At 70.6% G+C, this 18,086-nt stretch carries 16 protein-coding genes and 1 rRNA gene; 14 read left to right on the top strand and 3 right to left on the bottom strand.

The window, feature by feature from the left end; translation table 11 throughout:
• Positions 1-55 precede the first annotated feature (55 nt).
• Together KIS93_RS49875 and KIS93_RS49870 are read left to right on the top strand one after the other, a co-directional pair.
• Positions 56-1,690, top strand: a complete 1,635-nt coding sequence (locus tag KIS93_RS49875) for a carbohydrate binding domain-containing protein (protein WP_080042277.1) — start codon at positions 56-58, stop codon at positions 1,688-1,690.
• Complete coding sequence (locus KIS93_RS49870) at positions 1,687-3,477, top strand: chitinase (RefSeq protein ID WP_080042276.1); 1,791 nt, start codon at positions 1,687-1,689, stop codon at positions 3,475-3,477. Before KIS93_RS49875 ends, KIS93_RS49870 begins: the two co-directional genes overlap by 4 nt.
• Here the strand turns inward: KIS93_RS49870 and KIS93_RS49865 are convergent.
• On the bottom strand, positions 3,470-5,041 hold the full coding sequence (locus tag KIS93_RS49865; RefSeq protein ID WP_080042275.1) for a molybdopterin-dependent oxidoreductase: 1,572 nt from the start codon (positions 5,039-5,041) through the stop codon (positions 3,470-3,472). The genes KIS93_RS49870 and KIS93_RS49865 overlap by 8 nt on opposite strands.
• 126 nt (positions 5,042-5,167) lie before the next feature.
• Here KIS93_RS49865 and KIS93_RS49860 point away from each other — a divergent pair, with 126 nt between their 5' ends.
• Positions 5,168-6,559 (top strand): hypothetical protein, encoded by a 1,392-nt coding sequence (locus KIS93_RS49860; RefSeq protein ID WP_080042274.1) that lies wholly within the window; start codon positions 5,168-5,170, stop codon positions 6,557-6,559.
• Here the strand turns inward: KIS93_RS49860 and erm are convergent.
• Positions 6,531-7,358, bottom strand: coding sequence for an ErmE/ErmH/ErmO/ErmR family 23S rRNA (adenine(2058)-N(6))-methyltransferase (erm, locus tag KIS93_RS49855; RefSeq protein WP_080042273.1), 828 nt, complete (start codon positions 7,356-7,358; stop codon positions 6,531-6,533). The genes KIS93_RS49860 and erm overlap by 29 nt on opposite strands.
• Before the next feature lie 253 nt (positions 7,359-7,611).
• Here erm and KIS93_RS49850 point away from each other — a divergent pair, with 253 nt between their 5' ends.
• The 10 genes from KIS93_RS49850 to KIS93_RS66525 all read left to right on the top strand — a co-directional run bounded on the left by KIS93_RS49850 (position 7,612) and on the right by KIS93_RS66525 (position 15,033).
• A complete protein-coding gene (locus KIS93_RS49850) occupies positions 7,612-8,301 on the top strand; it encodes a response regulator transcription factor (RefSeq protein WP_080042272.1) in 690 nt (229 codons plus the stop codon).
• Positions 8,298-9,692, top strand: a complete 1,395-nt coding sequence (locus KIS93_RS49845) for a sensor histidine kinase (RefSeq protein ID WP_080042271.1) — start codon at positions 8,298-8,300, stop codon at positions 9,690-9,692. Before KIS93_RS49850 ends, KIS93_RS49845 begins: the two co-directional genes overlap by 4 nt.
• 23 nt (positions 9,693-9,715) lie before the next feature.
• Positions 9,716-10,249 (top strand): hypothetical protein, encoded by a 534-nt coding sequence (locus KIS93_RS49840; protein WP_080042270.1) that lies wholly within the window; start codon positions 9,716-9,718, stop codon positions 10,247-10,249.
• Entirely contained in the window at positions 10,246-10,407 is a 162-nt protein-coding gene (locus KIS93_RS67985; protein ID WP_186404876.1) for a hypothetical protein, read from the top strand. Before KIS93_RS49840 ends, KIS93_RS67985 begins: the two co-directional genes overlap by 4 nt.
• Complete coding sequence (locus KIS93_RS49830) at positions 10,404-11,303, top strand: peptidoglycan-binding protein (protein WP_186404875.1); 900 nt, start codon at positions 10,404-10,406, stop codon at positions 11,301-11,303. The genes KIS93_RS67985 and KIS93_RS49830 overlap by 4 nt, the downstream gene beginning before the upstream one ends.
• 65 nt (positions 11,304-11,368) lie before the next feature.
• The gene (locus KIS93_RS49825; protein WP_080047168.1) at positions 11,369-12,031 is read left to right on the top strand and encodes an ABC transporter ATP-binding protein; all 663 of its coding nucleotides are present in this window, start codon (positions 11,369-11,371) and stop codon (positions 12,029-12,031) included.
• A complete protein-coding gene (locus KIS93_RS49820) occupies positions 12,028-13,236 on the top strand; it encodes an ABC transporter permease (protein WP_080042268.1) in 1,209 nt (402 codons plus the stop codon). The genes KIS93_RS49825 and KIS93_RS49820 overlap by 4 nt, the downstream gene beginning before the upstream one ends.
• Before the next feature lie 92 nt (positions 13,237-13,328).
• Positions 13,329-14,090 (top strand): hypothetical protein, encoded by a 762-nt coding sequence (locus KIS93_RS49815; RefSeq protein ID WP_222107925.1) that lies wholly within the window; start codon positions 13,329-13,331, stop codon positions 14,088-14,090.
• A gap of 158 nt (positions 14,091-14,248) precedes the next feature.
• The gene (locus KIS93_RS66530) at positions 14,249-14,794 is read left to right on the top strand and encodes a DUF6597 domain-containing transcriptional factor (protein ID WP_246005481.1); all 546 of its coding nucleotides are present in this window, start codon (positions 14,249-14,251) and stop codon (positions 14,792-14,794) included.
• Positions 14,791-15,033, top strand: coding sequence for a helix-turn-helix domain-containing protein (locus tag KIS93_RS66525; RefSeq protein ID WP_246005480.1), 243 nt, complete (start codon positions 14,791-14,793; stop codon positions 15,031-15,033). The genes KIS93_RS66530 and KIS93_RS66525 overlap by 4 nt, the downstream gene beginning before the upstream one ends.
• Positions 15,034-15,037: 4 nt before the next feature.
• Here KIS93_RS66525 and KIS93_RS49805 read toward each other — a convergent pair whose 3' ends face one another.
• Positions 15,038-16,042 (bottom strand): AI-2E family transporter, encoded by a 1,005-nt coding sequence (locus tag KIS93_RS49805; RefSeq protein WP_080047167.1) that lies wholly within the window; start codon positions 16,040-16,042, stop codon positions 15,038-15,040.
• 488 nt (positions 16,043-16,530) lie between these two features.
• On the opposite strand from KIS93_RS49805, the gene KIS93_RS49800 reads away from it, so the two are divergent.
• A 16S ribosomal RNA gene (locus KIS93_RS49800) occupies positions 16,531-18,052 on the top strand.
• Positions 18,053-18,086 lie beyond the last annotated feature (34 nt).

The following is an 18,086-nucleotide window of genomic DNA, read 5'->3' as shown; positions in this document are numbered from 1 at the left end:
CCGCTGAGCGGCCCGCCCCCTCGTACCCCGGGGGCGGGCCGCAGTGAGGAGACCCATGAGACTCCGAGCACCGGCGGCCCTGCTCGCCGCCGCCCTCCTCGCCTTCCACGCCACCCCCGCCTCCGCCGCCAATATCACGATAAATCCGGGCTTCGAGGACGGCCTGACCGGCTGGACCTGCTCGTCGGCCCAGGCGGTGTCGTCCCCGGTGCACGGGGGAGCCCGCGCCCTCCAGGCCACGCCGCAGGGCAACGACCTGGCCCGCTGCCAGCAGTCGGTGACCGTCCAGCCGAACACGACCTACCAGCTCTCATCCTGGGTCCAAGGTGCTTATGTCTTCCTAGGTGCCACGGGCACGGGCGTGAACGCGAGCACGTGGGGATCGCCAGGCGCCCAGTGGAGCCAGCTCAAGACGTCCTTCACCACGGGTGCTTCGACCACCTCGGTGACGATCTATGTCAACGGCTGGTATGGCCAGGGTGCCTATTACGCCGACGACGTGGTGCTCGACGGCCCCGGCGGGACTCCTGACACACAAGCACCGACCGTTCCGGGCAACGTGACCGTCGGCGGTGCGACCGCTTCCAGCCTGAACGTGACCTGGTCGGCTTCGACCGACAACGTCGGCGTCACGCGGTATGAGGTGTCCAGGGACAACGGCACCCCCACGACGGCCACCGGGACGTCGTTCACGGCCACCGGCCTGAGCCCCAAGACGTCCTACGCGTTCAAGGTCAGGGCCTGCGACGCCGCCGGCAACTGCTCCGCCTACTCCGCCCCGGCCACCGGCACCACCACCGACGACACGACCCCGCCGACCGGCGACATCAGGTACGCCCCCTACATCGACATCACGATGCCCACCCCGTCCCTGGCCGCCGCCGCGAGCGCGACCGGCGTCAAGAACTACACGCTGGCCTTCGCGCTCGGCGACAGCTCCGGCTGCAACCCCGCCTGGGGCGGCACGATCCCCATCGGTGACGCGCGCATCGTCAACGACGTCAAGGCGCTCCAGGCGCAGGGCGGCCAGGTGATCGTGGCCAGCGGCGGGGCGATGGGGCCGTACCTGGAGCACGTGTGCGGCAGCGCCGCCGCGCTGGCCGGCGCGTACAAGAAGGTGCTGGACACGGTCGGCACCAACCACCTCGACGTGGACGTCGAGGCCAGCATCGACATCGGCAAGGTCAACACGGCGCTCAAGCAGCTCCAGAGCGAGCGCGGCACCGTCGTCAGCTACACGCTGCGGGTGCAGGGCCAGGACTACGGCGTGGACCCGTTCTCCCTGCAGATCCTGCAGGACGCGGCGGCCAAGGGCCTGAACGTGGTGGTCAACCCGATGCTGATGAACTTCGGCTACACCGGCAACTGGGGCGACGCCATGATCGCCGCCGCGCAGGCCACGCTGGGCCAGATGAAGGGCGTCTGGCCGGGCAAGACCGACCAGCAGCTCAGGCGCATGCTCGGCGTCACCCCCATGATCGGCAAGAACGACACCGGCATGACCACGACGCAGGCGGACGCGCGCAAGCTGCTGTCCTGGGCGAACGCCAACCACATCGCCTTCGTCGGCTTCTGGTCCGCGGCCCGCGACAACGGCGGCTGCCCCGACGGCCGGGTGTCGCCGACGTGCAGCGGGATCGCGCAGTCGAGCTACGAGTTCACGAACATCTTCAAGGGGTTCACCGGATGAGGAGCCTGATCGGCGTCGTGTCGGGGGTGGTGCTCGCCCTCGGGCTGACCACCGCCCCCGCCTTCGCCGCCAATATCACGATAAATCCGGGCTTCGAGGACGGCCTGACCGGCTGGACCTGCTCGTCGGCCCAGGCGGTGTCGTCCCCGGTGCACGGGGGAGCCCGCGCCCTCCAGGCCACGCCGCAGGGCAACGACCTGGCCCGCTGCCAGCAGTCGGTGACCGTCCAGCCGAACACGACCTACCAGCTCTCCTCCTGGGTGCAGGGCAACTATGTCTTCCTCGGCGCGACCGGCACGGGCGTGAACGCCAGCACGTGGGGATCACCGGGAGCCCAGTGGAGCCAGCTCAAGACCTCCTTCACCACGGGTGCTTCGACCACTTCGGTCACCATCTACGTCAACGGTTGGTATGGCCAAGGTGCCTACTATGCCGATGACGTGGTGCTGGATGGGCCGGGCGGTACCCCGGACACGCAGGCGCCGAGCGTCCCGGGCAATGTCGTGGTCGGTGGCGCGACGGCTTCCAGCCTGAACGTGACCTGGTCGGCTTCGACCGACAACGTCGGCGTCACGCGGTATGAGGTGTCCAGGGACAACGGCACCCCGGTGGCGGCCACCGGAACGTCGTTCACGGCCACCGGCCTGAGCCCCAAGACGTCCTACGCGTTCAAGGTCAGGGCGTGCGACGCCGCCGGCAACTGCTCCGCCTACTCCGCCCCGGCCACCGGCACCACCATGACCGGCGGCGGCAGCGGGGGCGGGTTGCCGAAGCGGGTGCTGGTCGGGTACCTGCACGCCTCGTTCGCCAACGGGTCCGGATATATCCGGATGAGCGAGGTGCCGGCCGAGTGGGACGTGATCAACCTCGCCTTCGGCGAGCCCACCTCCGTCACCTCGGGCGACATCAGGTTCCGCCAGTGCCCGGCCGCCGAGTGCCCCAACGTCGAGCCCGAGGCGGACTTCATCGCCGCCATCAGGGCCAAGCAGGCCCAGGGCAAGAAGGTGCTGATCTCGATCGGCGGCCAGAACGGCCAGGTCCAGCTCACCACGGCGGCGGCCCGCGACAAGTTCGTCGAGTCCGTCTCGGCGATCATCGACAGGTACGGCCTCGACGGTCTGGACATCGACTTCGAGGGCCACTCCCTGTACCTGAACCCGGGCGACACGAACCTCGCCGCCCCGACCACCCCGGTCGTCGTCAACCTCATCGCCGCGCTGAAGACGCTCAAGAGCCGCTACGGCGCGAAGTTCACGCTGACCATGGCGCCGGAGACGTTCTTCGTGCAGCTCGGCTACCAGTTCTACGGCCCCGGCCCGAACGGCGCCGCCGACAACAGGAGCGCCTCCTACCTGCCGGTCATCCACGCGATGCGCGACGACCTGACGCTCCTGCACGTGCAGGACTACAACTCGGGCCCGATCAAGGGCCTCGACGACCAGTACCACACGATGGGCGGGCACGACTTCCACGTGGCCATGACGGACATGCTGCTGTCGGGCTTCCCGATCATGGGCAACCCGGCGAACGTGTTCCCGCCGCTGCGCCAGGACCAGGTGGCGATCGGGCTGCCCGCCTCGGTCAACGCGGGCAACGGGTTCACGAGCGTCGCGGAGGTGCAGAAGGCGTTCGACTGCCTGGCCAAGGGGAGCAACTGCGGGACGTACCGGCCCCGCGGGGTCTACCCGGGCCTGCGCGGCCTGATGGCGTGGTCGATCAACTGGGACCGGTACAACGGGCAGGAGTTCTCCCGGAGCCACCGGGCCTACCTGAACGCGCTCACCTGACCAGCTGGGTGGGCTTGACCGGCAGGCCCAGGCCGGGCGGGCGGTAGGTGGGCAGCGCCTCGCCGTACTCGTGCATCCAGGCGTGGTCCACCAGCAGCCGCATCCGCCCGGCCCCGGCCGGGCCGGCGGGCTCGGCCGGCACCGTCGCGCCCGACAGCTTGGCCAGCGTCTCGGCGACCAGCTCGGGGTCGGGCGGCGACAGGTCGCAGTGCTCGTCGGGCCCGATGAGCAGGTCCACGCCGGGCGGCAGCGGGTAGATCGGCCGGGGCAACGCCAGCACGCGCGGCGGCGGCGCCATCGGCCAGCCGGCGGCCACCGCCTCCAGCAGCACCGAGCGCGCCGACCTGCGCGCGAACAGGCCCTCCGCCAGCGCCCAGCTCAGCGCGCCCACGTCGGAGCGGTCCTCGCCGCACGCGTGCAGGCACAGGTACGGCACCAGCGGCACCCCGTCGTGCCCCGCCTGCGCCCACCCGCCGCCGCACCCGGTCAGCACCAGCAGCGCCAGCATCGCCCGGTAGGCGGTGTCGGCGTGCGGCGTCTCCAGCCGTCCCGGCACGATCACGCACCGGCCGCCAGTCTTCTCCGCCGTCACCCCCAGCTCCCGCGCCGTCTTCAGCGCCCGCGACGCCGCCACCCCCGTGTACGCCTCCTGCCAGGCCGGCGTGTACGGCTGCGCCCGGTCCTCGTACCCGCCCGGCCACACCCCCGGCAGCCCCGGCCTGGCCACCCCGTAGGCGGCCAGCAGCAGGTCGAACACGGTCGTCACCAGCTCGCCGCCGTCGCGCAGCACCGGCACGCCGCGCCGCAGGATGCCGGGCCCGTCGTCGAAGCGCGGCAGCAGCACCTCCACGGCCTCGGCGCCGTACAGGCTGAGCCGCCCGTACGCGCCGCCGGTCAGCCCGCCCGGCACGAACCCCGACTCCCGCTCGCGCAGCCGCACCAGGAACGGCAGGTCCGTGCGCTCCATGGCGTGCGCCGCGAACGGCGTCCGGTCGAGGAAGAACTCCTTGAGCAGCACGTGCCCCATGGCCATGGCCAGCGCGCCGTCCGTGCCCGGCCGGACCACCAGCGTCTCGTCCGACAGCCGGGTGGGGTGCGTGCCGATCGCGACGACCTTCTGCCCCTTGTACCGCCCGGCGATCACCCAGGGCGTGTCCGCGCTGCGTACGAGGCGGTTGTTCTCCCCCCACAGCAGCACGTGCGCCGCCCGCGCCCAGTCGTCGGGGCCCGGCCCCGAGAAGCGGGGCCCGAGCACCTGCTCGGGCGCGCACGGATGCTCGGTCAGCACCGCGCCGCCGAGCCCGCCGACCAGCGGCGCCAGCGGCGAGGTGGCCAGCGCCGCCACGTGCTCGGCCCCGTGGCAGGCCGCCGTGTACGCGATCGCCGCGGCCGTCAGCTCGGCGGCCGTGGCGTCGTCCAGCGGCACCCGCCGCTCGCCCCGGGAGCGCTGGTAGAGCTGAGAGTTCCCTGTGAGTTTCGCCCAGGCCGCGAGCGGGTCGCGCAGCCCATCTCTCATCTCGAAGTAGAGCCTGACCAGTGCCTGGTTGACCTGCGATCCCCCCATGGAAAAAGTTCAACACAGACGGTGATGTCGTATCGGGATACGTGTCGGCATGTCGGGGATAAGAATTGGAAGCCGAGCGCGTGCAGGTGGCAGTAGTCCTCCGGTTACGGCAGGCTAGAGGCCGCCATGGATTACGCAGTTCTCACGGGGATCGTCCTCGTCGCCGGTGTCGTGTTCGCTGTTGTCGCTCAATGGCGTGACTGGCGCCCGCCGCTCGCCGTCGCCATTCTCGTCGGCGTCGCCGTGCGCCTGCTCATCATGTACACCTCGGCGATCGACAGCTGGCAGCCGGTCGACTTCGTCGAGAGCTTCAAGCCGGCGGGCGAGGCCGTGCTGCGCGGCCAGGACCCGGTGCTGGCCAGTGAGGGCGGCTGGCACTTCCTGCCGACCATCCCGTACGTGTACGGCATCCTGCTGTGGCTGGGCATCCCGTGGGAGTACGCCGGCCGCCTGGTCACCGTGGTCGCCGACATCGCGCTCATCCCGCTGGTCGCCAAGCTGGCCGGCGGCCCCAAGGCGTCGCTGCGCGCCCTGCAGTACGCGCTCAACCCGCTCGCGGTGCTCATCGCCTCCGTCCATGGCCAGGTGGAGCCCGTCGCGCTGGTGTTCGGCGTGGCCGCGTTCGTGGTGGCGCGGGGCCCCGGCGACCCGGAGCGGCCGGGCCTGGTCACCGACGTGGTGGCGAAGGTGCGGGCGGGGGTGGCCGCGTACGGCGTGCGCGCCTCGGTCCCCCGGGTGATCGGCCGGGGCGGCATGCTGCACCGGGCGCTGCTGCCCGGCCCCGACGACCGCGCGCACCTTAAGCGCGGCCTGCTGGCGGGCGCGCTCATGGGTCTGGCGCTGTGCGCGAAGAGCTGGCCGATCTGGCTGATCCCCGGCTTCCTGCTGCTGCTGCCGAACCTGCGCTCCCGCATCGCCGCCCTGTTCACCACCGGCCTGGTGCCGATCTTCTTCCTCGTGACGCTGCCGATCTTCGCGGGCACGTCGATCAAGCAGCTCCCGGCGGTCATCGACACCATCCGCGACATCCGGCCCATCGTCGGCGAATGGGGCTGGACCCCATGGTTCACCGAGGGCAGCTGGGACCTGCGGCCCGAGCTGGCCTCGTTCGGCACCAACCTCATCTACGCCTGCGTCGTGCTCGTCATCCTCTGGTGGCGGCGGGCCGATCCGATCGACATGACCACGGCCATCCTGCTCATCTTCATGGTCGTCACGCCCCGGCTCGGCGCCCAGTACCTGCTGTGGTTCATGCCGTTCCTGGTCGCCCGGCCCACCCGGTTCGCCTGGCCGGCCATCATCGGCTGCTGCGTGTGGGCCGGCTACGGCTACCTCGTCATGACGCAGTTCGACGTCAACGGCTGGTGGCTGCAGCACTCGTACTGGTCGCGGGCGTCGATCGTGCTGCTGCCGATCCTCCTGCTGGCGATGCCGTGGGGCCGCCACATCGCGGCGGCCCCGGCACCGAAGGCGTCGCTCTCCCGTCAGGTCACCGGCATAGGCGCCGCCACAAGGTGACCCACTGGTCGGGGTGGACGTGGCCCACGACGGCGTCGCGGGGCACCCCGGCCGCCGCGAGCGCGGCGTCCACGCCGTCGTAGCGGGCCCTCAGCGAGGCCCGCACCGAGCCGCCGACCCCGCCGAAGCCCAGCTCCACCAGCTCCTGGTAGGAGCGGCGGCCGGGCACCAGCGGCTCGGCCCTGCGCTCCAGGCGCAGGATCGCCGAGTCGACGGACGGCACCGGCCGGAAGCTCTCCCTGCCGACCGTGTCGCCCAGCCGCCAGTCGAACCACGGCCACGACTCCACCGTGACCAGGCTCCACCGGCCGTAGTCGCCGCTGCGCTTGCGGGCGTACTCCCGCTGGGTGAGCAGCGTCGCCGAGGTCAGGCCCGGCGCCCGCAGGCACCAGTCGACGATCTTCGAGGTGACGGAGTAGGGGATGTTCCCCACGACCGCGAACGGCTCGCGCGGCGCCCGCGCCGCCGTGAAGTCGCCCCGGACCACCTCGATCCGGGAGTCGCCGCGGGTGCGCGAGGCCAGCCGCCCGGCCAGCCGCGGATCGAGCTCGTAGCCGATCACCCGCGCGCCCGCCTCGGCCAGCGCCAGAGTCAGCGCGCCCTCGCCGGGGCCCGGCTCCAGCACCAGCCCTTCCGGCGCGGCCGCCTTGATCATCAGCTCGACGGCATGCCGGTCGACCAGGAAGTTCTGCGACAGCTCGCGCCGCGCCCGATCCGTGGGCGTGCGACCGCCGCCGCTGCCTTTCCTGGCCTTCTTCTGGGTGTGTGAATAGTTTCCGTGCGCGAAATTCTGCGCCACAGCACTGCCCTTCCGGGTCTTCGAGATGGACGGGTCTCGAAGGGCCCTGGGCGCGCCTGCGGACGCTTCAGCTCAGGTCAGTGCGTCAACGCGTCCGCCAGCGGGGCCAGAGCCCGGCCGTGGCGGATGCGGATGAAGACCTGGCAGGTGAACATGCATGACATGCCCGTCACGCTAGGCGGCGGATCACCGGCCGGGCAACTGAATAAAAGCTTTGAGCCCGCTTTGAAGTGGCTCAGGTAATCCTTGGACCATGGACCGACCGGCCAGGGTGCTCGTCGTGGACGACGAGCCGAACATCCGCGCCCTGCTCTCCCAGACCTTGCGTCTGGTCTCCTTCGAGGTCAGGACGGCGGAGACGGGCGCGCAGGCGGTCACGGCCGCCCGCGAGTTCAAGCCCGACATCGTCGTGCTCGACGTGATGCTGGAGGACTTCGACGGGTTCGAGGTCGCCAGGCGGCTCGGCGAGCGCGTCCCCGTACTGTTCCTGACCGCCCGCGACCGCGTCGAGGACCGCGTGCGGGGCCTGACGCTCGGCGCCGACGACTACGTGGCCAAGCCGTTCAGCCTGGAGGAGGTCGTGCTGCGCATCCGCGCCATCCTGCGCCGCAGCCGCAGCGGCACCGCTCCCGAGCCGGAGACCGGCGTGCTGCGCTACGCCGACCTGGAGCTCGATCGGCACGCCCACGAGGTACGCCGGGCCGGCGTGCGCATCGACCTGTCGCCCACCGAGTTCAACCTCCTCGAATACCTCCTCGCCAACGCCGGCCGGGTGGTGAGCAAGGCGCAGATCCTCGACAGCGTCTGGCGCTACGACTTCGACGGCGACTCCAGCATCGTCGAGTCGTACGTCTACTACCTGCGCAAGAAGATCGACACGTACGAGCCGCAGCTCATCCACACCGTGCGCGGCGTCGGCTACACCCTCCGGACCCCGCGATGAGAGCCTGGAGCCTGCGCGCCCGCCTCGTCACGGCCGTGCTCGGCCTGGCCGCGCTCGGCCTCGTGCTGTCCAACGTCATCGGCATCGCGCTGCTGCGTGACAACCTCATGGACCGCGTGGACGGCCAGCTCCAGCAGCTTGGCAAGGTCGCCACCGTCAAGTCCATCAAGGCGCTCACCCGGGTGCCGATCACGCTGAACGACGTGCTCGCCAAGCGGGTCGCCGCCGCCCAGCGCATCATGGTCTACAACCGCGACGGCTCGCTCCAGTCCAGCAGCTCCGCCTACGACGACCAGCCGCACCCCGTCATCGGCCCGATCGAGGTCGGCGTCAACGTCACCGTGCCCGGCTCCAGCGGCCCCTCGTGGCGGATCCGCGCCGCCGAGCTGCCCGACGGCGACATCCTGGTCTTCGCCCAGTCGCTCGCCGAGCTGGAGGCCACCCAGACCTCCGCCATCGCCATCGCCGCCGCCGTCAGCGCGGCCGTGCTGCTCCTGCTCGGGCTCGGCGCCGACGCCGTCGTACGCCTCGGCCTGCGCCCCCTGACCAGGATGGAGGCCACGGCCGGGCACATCGCCCGAGGCGACTTCGCCCGCCGCGTCCCCGCCCACGACCCGCACACCGAGCCGGGCCGCCTGGCCGCCGCCATGAACGTCATGCTCGACCGCCTCCAGTCCGAGATCGCCGCCAGGACCGACTCCGAGGCCCGCATGCGCCGCTTCCTCGCCGACGCCTCCCACGAGCTGCGCACCCCGCTCACCTCCGTGCGCGGCTTCGCCGAGCTGCACCGCAGGGGCGGCGACGCCGCCGAGGCCATGCGCCGCATCGAGGACGCCGCCGCCCGGATGGGCGTGCTGGTGAACGACCTGCTCACGCTCGCCCAGCTCGACGAGGAACGCCCGCTCGACCGCCACCCCGTCGACCTGCTGGAGGTGGCCGCCGACACCATCCGCGACGCCCGCGTCCGCGTACCGGAGCGGCAGGTCAGGCTGGCCGGGCTGGACGGCGGCCTGGCCCCCGTCACGGTCGTCGGCGACGAGGCCCGCCTGCGCCAGGTCGCCGCCAACCTCATCGGCAACGCGCTCGCCCACACGCCGCCGGAGGCGTCCGTCACCGTCAGGGTCGGCGGCGCCGGCGGCCTGGCCGTGCTGGAGGTCGCCGACACCGGGCCCGGCGTGCCGCCCGAGCACGTGCCGCACCTGTTCGACCGCCTCTACCGGGTCGGCCAGGGCAGGTCCAGGGCCGACGGCGGCGCCGGGCTCGGCCTGGCCATCGTCGCCGCCATCGTGCGCGCCCACGGCGGGCGCGTCGAGCTCGACACCGCGCCGGGCGAGGGCGCCACGTTCCGCGTACTCCTACCTGGCTCCGAGGTGACTCCCAGCTCGCTCTGAACGGCGCCCGGCAGCTTCGGAGCATGACCAGAACCGTTCTCACCGCGGCCCTCCTCGCTGCTCTTTTCTCCGGCCTGGCCGCGGGCTGCGGCGCCCAGCAGAGTGGCGGCGGCGTCGCCTCGGTGACGACCACCAGCACGAGCGCGACGCCCGCCGCCACCGCCACCGCCTCCGCTTCGGCGGACCCCCAGGAGCGGGGCAGGAAGTTCGCCCAGTGCATGCGCGACCACGGCGTCCCCATGGAGGACCCGGCGCCCGACGGCAGCGGCGGCCTGTCCGTCATCGCGAAGAAGGGCGACGGCAAGACCAAGGACGCCCTCGAAGCCTGCCGCGAGCTGGCCCCCATCAAGGACCGCGACGAGCTGACCCCGGAGGACCTGGACAAGCTCCGCGAGTTCGCCAAGTGCATGCGGGACAACGGCGTCAACATGCCCGACCCCGCCCCCGACGGCAGCTTCGGCGGCGCCGCCGGCTCCATCAAGCGCGACGACCCCGCCTTCACCAAGGCGTTCGAGGCGTGCCGCGCCACGTTCCCCAAGATCGGAGGAGGGAAGTGACCACGGCCGGGAGAACCGGACGGCCCTTGCGCGCCCTCGCCTGGACGGCCGGCACCGCGTTGCTCGCCGCCGCCGTCGCGGCCGCCGCGACCGGCTTCGGCGGCGCCGGCGCCGGCCCGCCGCCGCCGGACGCACCCCACCGGCCACCGCCCAGGTGACCCGCACCACGCTCACCGCCACCAAGACCGTGGACGGCACCCTCGGCTACGGCGACACCTTCACCGTCACCGCCAAGTCCCAGGGCACCATCACCTGGCTGCCCGCCGAAGGCTCCACCATCACCAGGGGACACGCCGTCTACAGCGTGGACGCCGACCGCCGCCCCCTCCTATACGGCACCATGCCGCTCTACCGCGAGCTGCGCGACGGCGTCGAGGGCAAGGACGTCGAGCTGCTCGAACGCAACCTCGACAAGCTCGGCTACGACGGCTTCGACGTCGACGACACCTTCACCTGGGCCACCCGGGAGGCGGTCGAGGACTGGCAGGAGGACCTCGGACTCGACGTCACCGGCACCGTGCAACCGGGCGACGTCGTCGTGGCCGACGGCCGCATCCGCGTCGCCGAGCTGCGCAAACCGCTCGGCGACACCGCGAGCGGCCCCGTCCTCGACGCCACCGGCACCACCCGCGAGGTGACCGTCGACCTCGACGTCGCCGACGAGCACCTCGTCAGGAAGGGCATGAAGGCCACCGTCGAGCTGCCCGACGGCGCCACCGTGAACGGCAAGGTGAAGAGCGTGGGCAAGGTCGCCACCGAGACCACCAGCGGCAACGACACCACCACCACCGTCGAGGTGAAGGTGTCGGTCGGCGGGCTGAAACAGCCGTACGACGCCGCCCCCGTGGACGTCACCATCGTCTCCGAGCAGCGCGAGAACGTCCTGGCCGTCCCCGTCGGGGCGCTGCTCGCCCTGGCCGAGGGCGGCTACGGCGTGCAGGTCGTGGAGGGCGCCGCCACCCGCTACGCCGCCGTCGAGGTCGGCATGTTCGCCGACGGCAAGGTCGAGGTCGAGGGCGTCCCCGAAGGCGCCACCGTGGCGGTGCCCAAGTGACCGCCGAGCCGTACGACGTCGGCAGGCAGTGCATCGCCGGGCCGCACGACGTCGGCAGGCAGTGCATCGCCGAGCTGCACGACGTCAGCAAGCACTACGGCGACGTCGCCGCGCTGCGCGGGGTCACGCTGAGCATCGCGCCCGGCGAGCTCGTCGGCATCGTCGGCCCGTCCGGCTCCGGCAAGTCGACCATGCTCAACATGCTCGGCACCCTCGACCGCCCCACCACCGGCACCGTCCGCATCGCCGGGCACGACGTGGGCGCCCTCACCGACCGGCAGCTCTCGGCCCTGCGCGCGAACGTCATCGGCTTCGTCTTCCAGCAGTTCCACCTGGCCGCCGGCGTGCCGGCCCTGGACAACGTGGCCGACGGGCTGCTGTACGCGGGCCCCTCCCTCCGCGAGCGGCGGCTGCGCGCGTACGAGGCGCTGGACCGCGTCGGGCTCGCGCATCGGGTCGGCCACCGCCCGCACGAGCTGTCCGGCGGCGAGCGGCAGCGCGTCGCTATCGCCCGCGCCGTCGCCGGCGACCCCGCCCTGCTGCTGGCCGACGAGCCCACCGGCAACCTCGACTCCCGCTCCGGAGCCGGCGTGATGGAGCTGCTGCGCGAGCTGAACGCGGCCGGCACCACCGTCGTCGTCATCACCCACGACCGCGACATCGCCGCCTCCCTGCCCCGCCAGGTCGAGATGCTCGACGGCCGCGTCCTGGACGGAGCCCGCGCATGACCCGTACGGAAACCGTGCTCACCCCCGCCCGCCTGCGGCCCCGCGACGTCGTCAGGGTCGGCGGCGCCGGCCTGCGCGCCCGGCCCCTGCGCGTCTTCCTGTCGGCGCTCGGCATCGCCATCGGCATCGCCGCCATGCTCGGCGTCGTCGGCATCTCCGCCTCCAGTCAGGAGAACCTCAACCGGCAGCTCGCCGCCCTCGGCACGAACCTGCTCACCGTCTCGCCCGGCAAGACCCTGTTCGGCGAGTCGTCCCACCTGCCCGCCGAGGCCGAAGGCATGATCGGCCAGATCGCGCCCGTCACCGCCGTCACCGCGACCGGCACCACGCAGGCCCACGTCTACCGCAACGACCACGTCCCCGAGGCCGAGACCGGCAGCGTCTCCGTCACCGCCGCCCGCCTCGACCTGATCCACGACGTCGGCGCCACCCTCACCGCCGGCACCTGGCTGAACGAGGCCACCCACGCCTTCCCCGCCACCGTGCTCGGCGCCAAGGCCGCCGACCGGCTCGGCGTCGTCCAGGCCGGCCCCGACCAGCGGGTCTGGCTCGGCGGCCAGTGGTTCACCGTCGTCGGCGTGCTCGCCCCCGCCCCGCTCGCCCCCGAGCTCGACACGGCCGCCCTCGTCGGCTGGCCGGTCGCCCAGGAACGGCTCGGCTTCGACGGCTACCCGACCACCATCTACGCCCGCGCCCAGGAGGAACACGTCGTCGAGGTACGCGGCGTCCTCGGCGCCACCGCGAACCCCGAGAACCCCAACGAGGTCGAGGTCTCCCGCCCCTCCGACGTCCTGGCCGCCAAACAGGCCACCGACGCCACCCTCAACGCCCTCCTGCTCGGCCTCGGCGGCGTCGCCCTGCTCGTCGGCGGCGTCGGCGTGGCCAACACCATGGTCATCTCCGTCCTGGAGCGCCGCGCCGAGATCGGCCTGCGCCGCTCCCTGGGAGCCACGCGCGGGCAGATCCGCGTCCAGTTCCTCGCCGAGTCGCTGCTGCTGTCCGCCATCGGCGGCGTCGGCGGGGTGCTGCTCGGCATCGGCGTCACCGCCGCGTACGCGAGCCTCCAGGCGTGGCCGGCGATCGTGCCCGTCTGGGCCATGGCGGGCGGCGTCCTCGCCACGCTCGTCATCGGCGGCGTCGCCGGCTTCTACCCGGCGGTCCGCGCCGCCCGCATGTCCCCCACCGAGGCCCTGGCCGCGCCCTGAGGGTGTCCGATTGTTACAAGAGAACGGCTCCGGCAAGGGGATAGCTTCGCGGTCTACAACCCGGCCATCCCCTCATCGGAAGGACCGCTGTCATGGACGTACTCGACCGTGCGGAGCAGTACCTGCACCACCACGGACGGCTCATCGACAGGCTGCGCTTCGAGGCGCTGTTCAGGGGCGGCTCCCGCGCCCGCGTGCTCGACGCGCTGCGCTGCTACCAGAACGAGGACGGCGGCTTCGGCCACGCCCTCGAACCCGACCTGCGCGGCCCCGGCAGCCAGCCGGAGCCGGTCGAGGTGGCGTTCTGGATCCTGGACGAGCTCGACGCGTTCGACTCGCCGCTCGTGCCCGCCGCCTGCAAGTACCTGTCCTCCATCACCAAGGGGGACGGGGGCGTGCCGTTCGTGCTGCCCTCGGTGCGCGACACCGTACGCGCGCCCTGGTGGGAAACCGAGGACGACCCGCCCGGCAACCTCGTCCCCACCGCCTCCGTCGCCGGCCTGCTGCACAAGCACGCCGTCACCCACCCCTGGCTCGACGCCGCCACCGACTTCTGCTGGTCCAAGCTCTACGCGGCGAAGGAGTTCCAGCCGTACGCGGCGCGCGCGGCGGTCACGTTCCTCAACTGGGTGCCCGACAGGGGGCGCGCGGAGTCGGAGTTCGCCCGGCTGCGCGACGCCATCCTCGCCACCGTCACCTTCGACCTGAAGGCCTCCGGCCACGTGCACTTCCCCTGGACTTCGCGCCGCAGCCGCTCCGCCTGCCCCTGTTCACCCAGGACGTCCTGGACGCCGGCCTCGACGCGATGCAGGCCGCCCAGTCGCCCGACGGAGGATGGAGCGGCAACTGGCTGATGTGGACGCCGCTCGTGGAGCACGAATGGGGCGGCCACCTCACCGTCGCCCGCCTCAAAACGCTGCGCGCCTACGGCCGGCTGCCCGGCTGACGCGGTTCTGTCGGCGGGGTCGCGTACGTCGGCGGTTCTGTCGGAGCGGTCGCGTACGTTGGGGGCATGTACGTGGAACGGCCTCCGAGCGCCGCCATCGCCGACCGGCTCGCCTGCGGCTGGCACCGGATCAGCGAGGCCGACACCACCCAGCTCGTGGTGCCCGACGCGTGCGTCGACCTCATCTGGAGCGCGCAGAGCCTCTACGTCGCGGGCCCCGACACAGGCCCCATGCCGGCGCCGCTCCAGGCAGGGGAGACGCTGGTGGCGGTGCGGTTCAGGCCCGGCGCGGTCGGCGACTTCTTCGGCGTGCCGCTGCACGAGCTGCGCGACCGTCGCGTCCCCCTCGACGCCCTGCCCATGGGCCGCGACCTCCTCACCCGCCTCGCCGACGCCCCCGACGTGCCATCAGCGGGAAAGACGCGGAGCACCCCGCCGCCCCGCCCCCTTCTCGGAGCGGCGGCACTCGACGAGCTGCGGGCCCAGGCCGAAGCCCGGCTCCAGCTCCTCCAAAGGGCGGTCGCGAGCCGGCTGGCCACGCGGGAGGGCCGGGCGTCCGTCGACCCGGCCGCCCCGCCATCGCCACCGCCCTCAGAAAGGGCCGCTCGGTGAGCGAGGTGGCGTGGCACCTCGGCTACAGCGAACGCCAGCTCCAGCGCCGCAGCGTGCACGCCTTCGGCTACGCGCCCAAGACCCTCCAGCGCATCGTCCGCTTCCAGCGCGCCCTCCGCCTGGCCCGCACGGGCGTCCCCCTGGCGGAGGTCGCGGTCGCGGCCGGCTACACCGACCAGGCGCACCTGGCCAACGACGTCAAGCGCCTCAGCGGCGTCCAGATGAGCCGCCTGCTCTGACCGCTCACCCGCCGCCCGGAAGCCGTCCCGAGACCAGCGCCTGCACCCATTTCGCGCTCGGGTCACTGTCGATCAGCACGGCCCGGGTCAGCAGGCTCAGCGGAATGGCGAGAATCGCGCCCAGCGGCCCCAGCACAAAAGTCCAGACAATGAGCGAGATGAACGTCATGGTGGTGGAGAGCCCGACGGCGTCCCCCAGGAATTTCGGCAGAATGAACGACTGCGTCACGACATTGATGACGATGTAGGCGGCGATGACGAGCAGCATTGTCCGCACCCCGCCGTCCAGCAACGCCAGCATGGCCGGCGGCAGCAGCCCGATGACGAAACCGATGTTCGGGATGTAGTTGGCGATGAGCGCGAGCACACCCCAGAGCAGCGGCAGCGGAACGTCCAGCAGCGACAGCGCGACCATGTCGAGGATCGCGTTGATGAGCCCGAACACGGTCGAGACGATCAAATAACGCCGGGTCTTGTGCGCGAAAACGGCGAGCGCGGTGACCAGTTGCGGCCGGCTGCCTTCGCCGGCGGTGAGAATGCGGGACGTCCTCGGCGCGTCGAGCGACATCGCCAGCAGCAACACCACAATGAGAAAAAGCGCGGACAGTATTCCGATCAAACTGCCGAGCAGGCTCTGCGCCAGCCCCAGCACCCGCCCGGGGTCGAACGCCTGAAGGCCCTTGTTGAGCACGTCGTTGCTGATGCCGTGCGCGGCCGCCCACCGCTCGGAGTCGGCGAGAAGCTGGTCGAACTGGTCGGTGTACGTGGGCAGCAGCGAGACGAGCTGGGTGGCCGAGATGGTGAGGATGCCGACCATGCCGAGCAGCACGAGCACGACGAGGAGGAACGGCACGGCGACCTGCAGCCAGGTCGGGGCGCTCTTCGCGTCGAGCCAGCCGCGGATGGGGGAGACGGCGATGACGAGCACGAGCGCGAGCACGACGGGGCCGGCGATGGAGGCCACCTCGCGGACGCCGAAGAGCACGACCACCGCGGCGGCGATGCCCACCAGGATGACGAGTGCCCGGGGCACGGATCGATCTCGCACGCACCCGTACCTACCCCCGCGCGGAGGGCGAACCATCGATTTGACGGTTCCCGGAGCCGTACATAGTCTTCAGCAGTCCCACCGGGACGGCGTGATCGCCGGCCCACTCGGGGGCCACCTCCAGACTCCAGTCGCTTCGGTGCGGCGTGCGCGTCCACTCGGATCGGCTGGTAAGTTAGAGGGGTTGTCTCCGAAAGGGGGCAGGGATTAATTCCCGCAGGTCGAGCGAGTCCGGTCAATTTGACAGAGACTTGAACGGCTGGAAGAATTAAGACCACAACGACGAAATGAACGCCTCCGAGCGGGGGTCGCGAGAGCGGCTCTGGTGAAGAAGTACGCGTCCGTTTCTTGAGAACTCAACAGTGTGTTAAAAGCCAGTGCATGATTTTCATGCAACACCTCGTCAAGTAATACTTGATGAAATTGCTACGGATGAATAATCCAGACATTGTTTGGAGAGTTTGATCCTGGCTCAGGACGAACGCTGGCGGCGTGCTTAACACATGCAAGTCGAGCGGAAAGGCCCTTCGGGGTACTCGAGCGGCGAACGGGTGAGTAACACGTGAGCAACCTGCCCCTGACTCTGGGATAAGCCCGGGAAACTGGGTCTAATACCGGATACGACCGCCTCCGGCATCGGGTGGTGGTGGAAAGTTTTTTCGGTTGGGGATGGGCTCGCGGCCTATCAGCTTGTTGGTGGGGTAGTGGCCTACCAAGGCGACGACGGGTAGCCGGCCTGAGAGGGCGACCGGCCACACTGGGACTGAGACACGGCCCAGACTCCTACGGGAGGCAGCAGTGGGGAATATTGCGCAATGGGCGGAAGCCTGACGCAGCGACGCCGCGTGGGGGATGACGGCCTTCGGGTTGTAAACCTCTTTCAGCAGGGACGAAGTTGACGTGTACCTGCAGAAGAAGCGCCGGCTAACTACGTGCCAGCAGCCGCGGTAATACGTAGGGCGCAAGCGTTGTCCGGAATTATTGGGCGTAAAGAGCTCGTAGGTGGCTGGTCGCGTCTGCCGTGAAAGCCCGCAGCTTAACTGCGGGTCTGCGGTGGATACGGGCCGGCTAGAGGTAGGTAGGGGCAAGTGGAATTCCTGGTGTAGCGGTGAAATGCGCAGATATCAGGAGGAACACCGGTGGCGAAGGCGGCTTGCTGGGCCTTACCTGACGCTGAGGAGCGAAAGCGTGGGGAGCGAACAGGATTAGATACCCTGGTAGTCCACGCTGTAAACGTTGGGCGCTAGGTGTGGGACCCTTCCACGGGTTCCGTGCCGGAGCTAACGCATTAAGCGCCCCGCCTGGGGAGTACGGCCGCAAGGCTAAAACTCAAAGGAATTGACGGGGGCCCGCACAAGCGGCGGAGCATGTTGCTTAATTCGACGCAACGCGAAGAACCTTACCAAGGTTTGACATCACCCGGAAAGCTCTGGAGACAGAGCCCTCTTCGGACTGGGTGACAGGTGGTGCATGGCTGTCGTCAGCTCGTGTCGTGAGATGTTGGGTTAAGTCCCGCAACGAGCGCAACCCTTGCTCCATGTTGCCAGCAACACCTTCGGGTGGTTGGGGACTCATGGGGGACTGCCGGGGTCAACTCGGAGGAAGGTGGGGATGACGTCAAGTCATCATGCCCCTTATGTCTTGGGCTGCAAACATGCTACAATGGCCGGTACAGAGGGTTGCGATACCGTGAGGTGGAGCGAATCCCTAAAAGCCGGTCTCAGTTCGGATTGGGGTCTGCAACTCGACCCCATGAAGTCGGAGTCGCTAGTAATCGCAGATCAGCAATGCTGCGGTGAATACGTTCCCGGGCCTTGTACACACCGCCCGTCACGTCACGAAAGTCGGCAACACCCGAAGCCCGTGGCCCAACCAGCTTGCTGGGGGGAGCGGTCGAAGGTGGGGCTGGCGATTGGGACGAAGTCGTAACAAGGTAGCCGTACCGGAAGGTGCGGCTGGATCACCTCCTTTCTAAGGAGCACTCTCACCTATCACCGCCGAATGT

Source organism: [Actinomadura] parvosata subsp. kistnae, assembly GCF_900323885.1.
Lineage (GTDB): Bacteria > Actinomycetota > Actinomycetes > Streptosporangiales > Streptosporangiaceae > Nonomuraea > Nonomuraea composti.
This window is presented reverse-complemented; position numbering and strand designations above follow the sequence as displayed.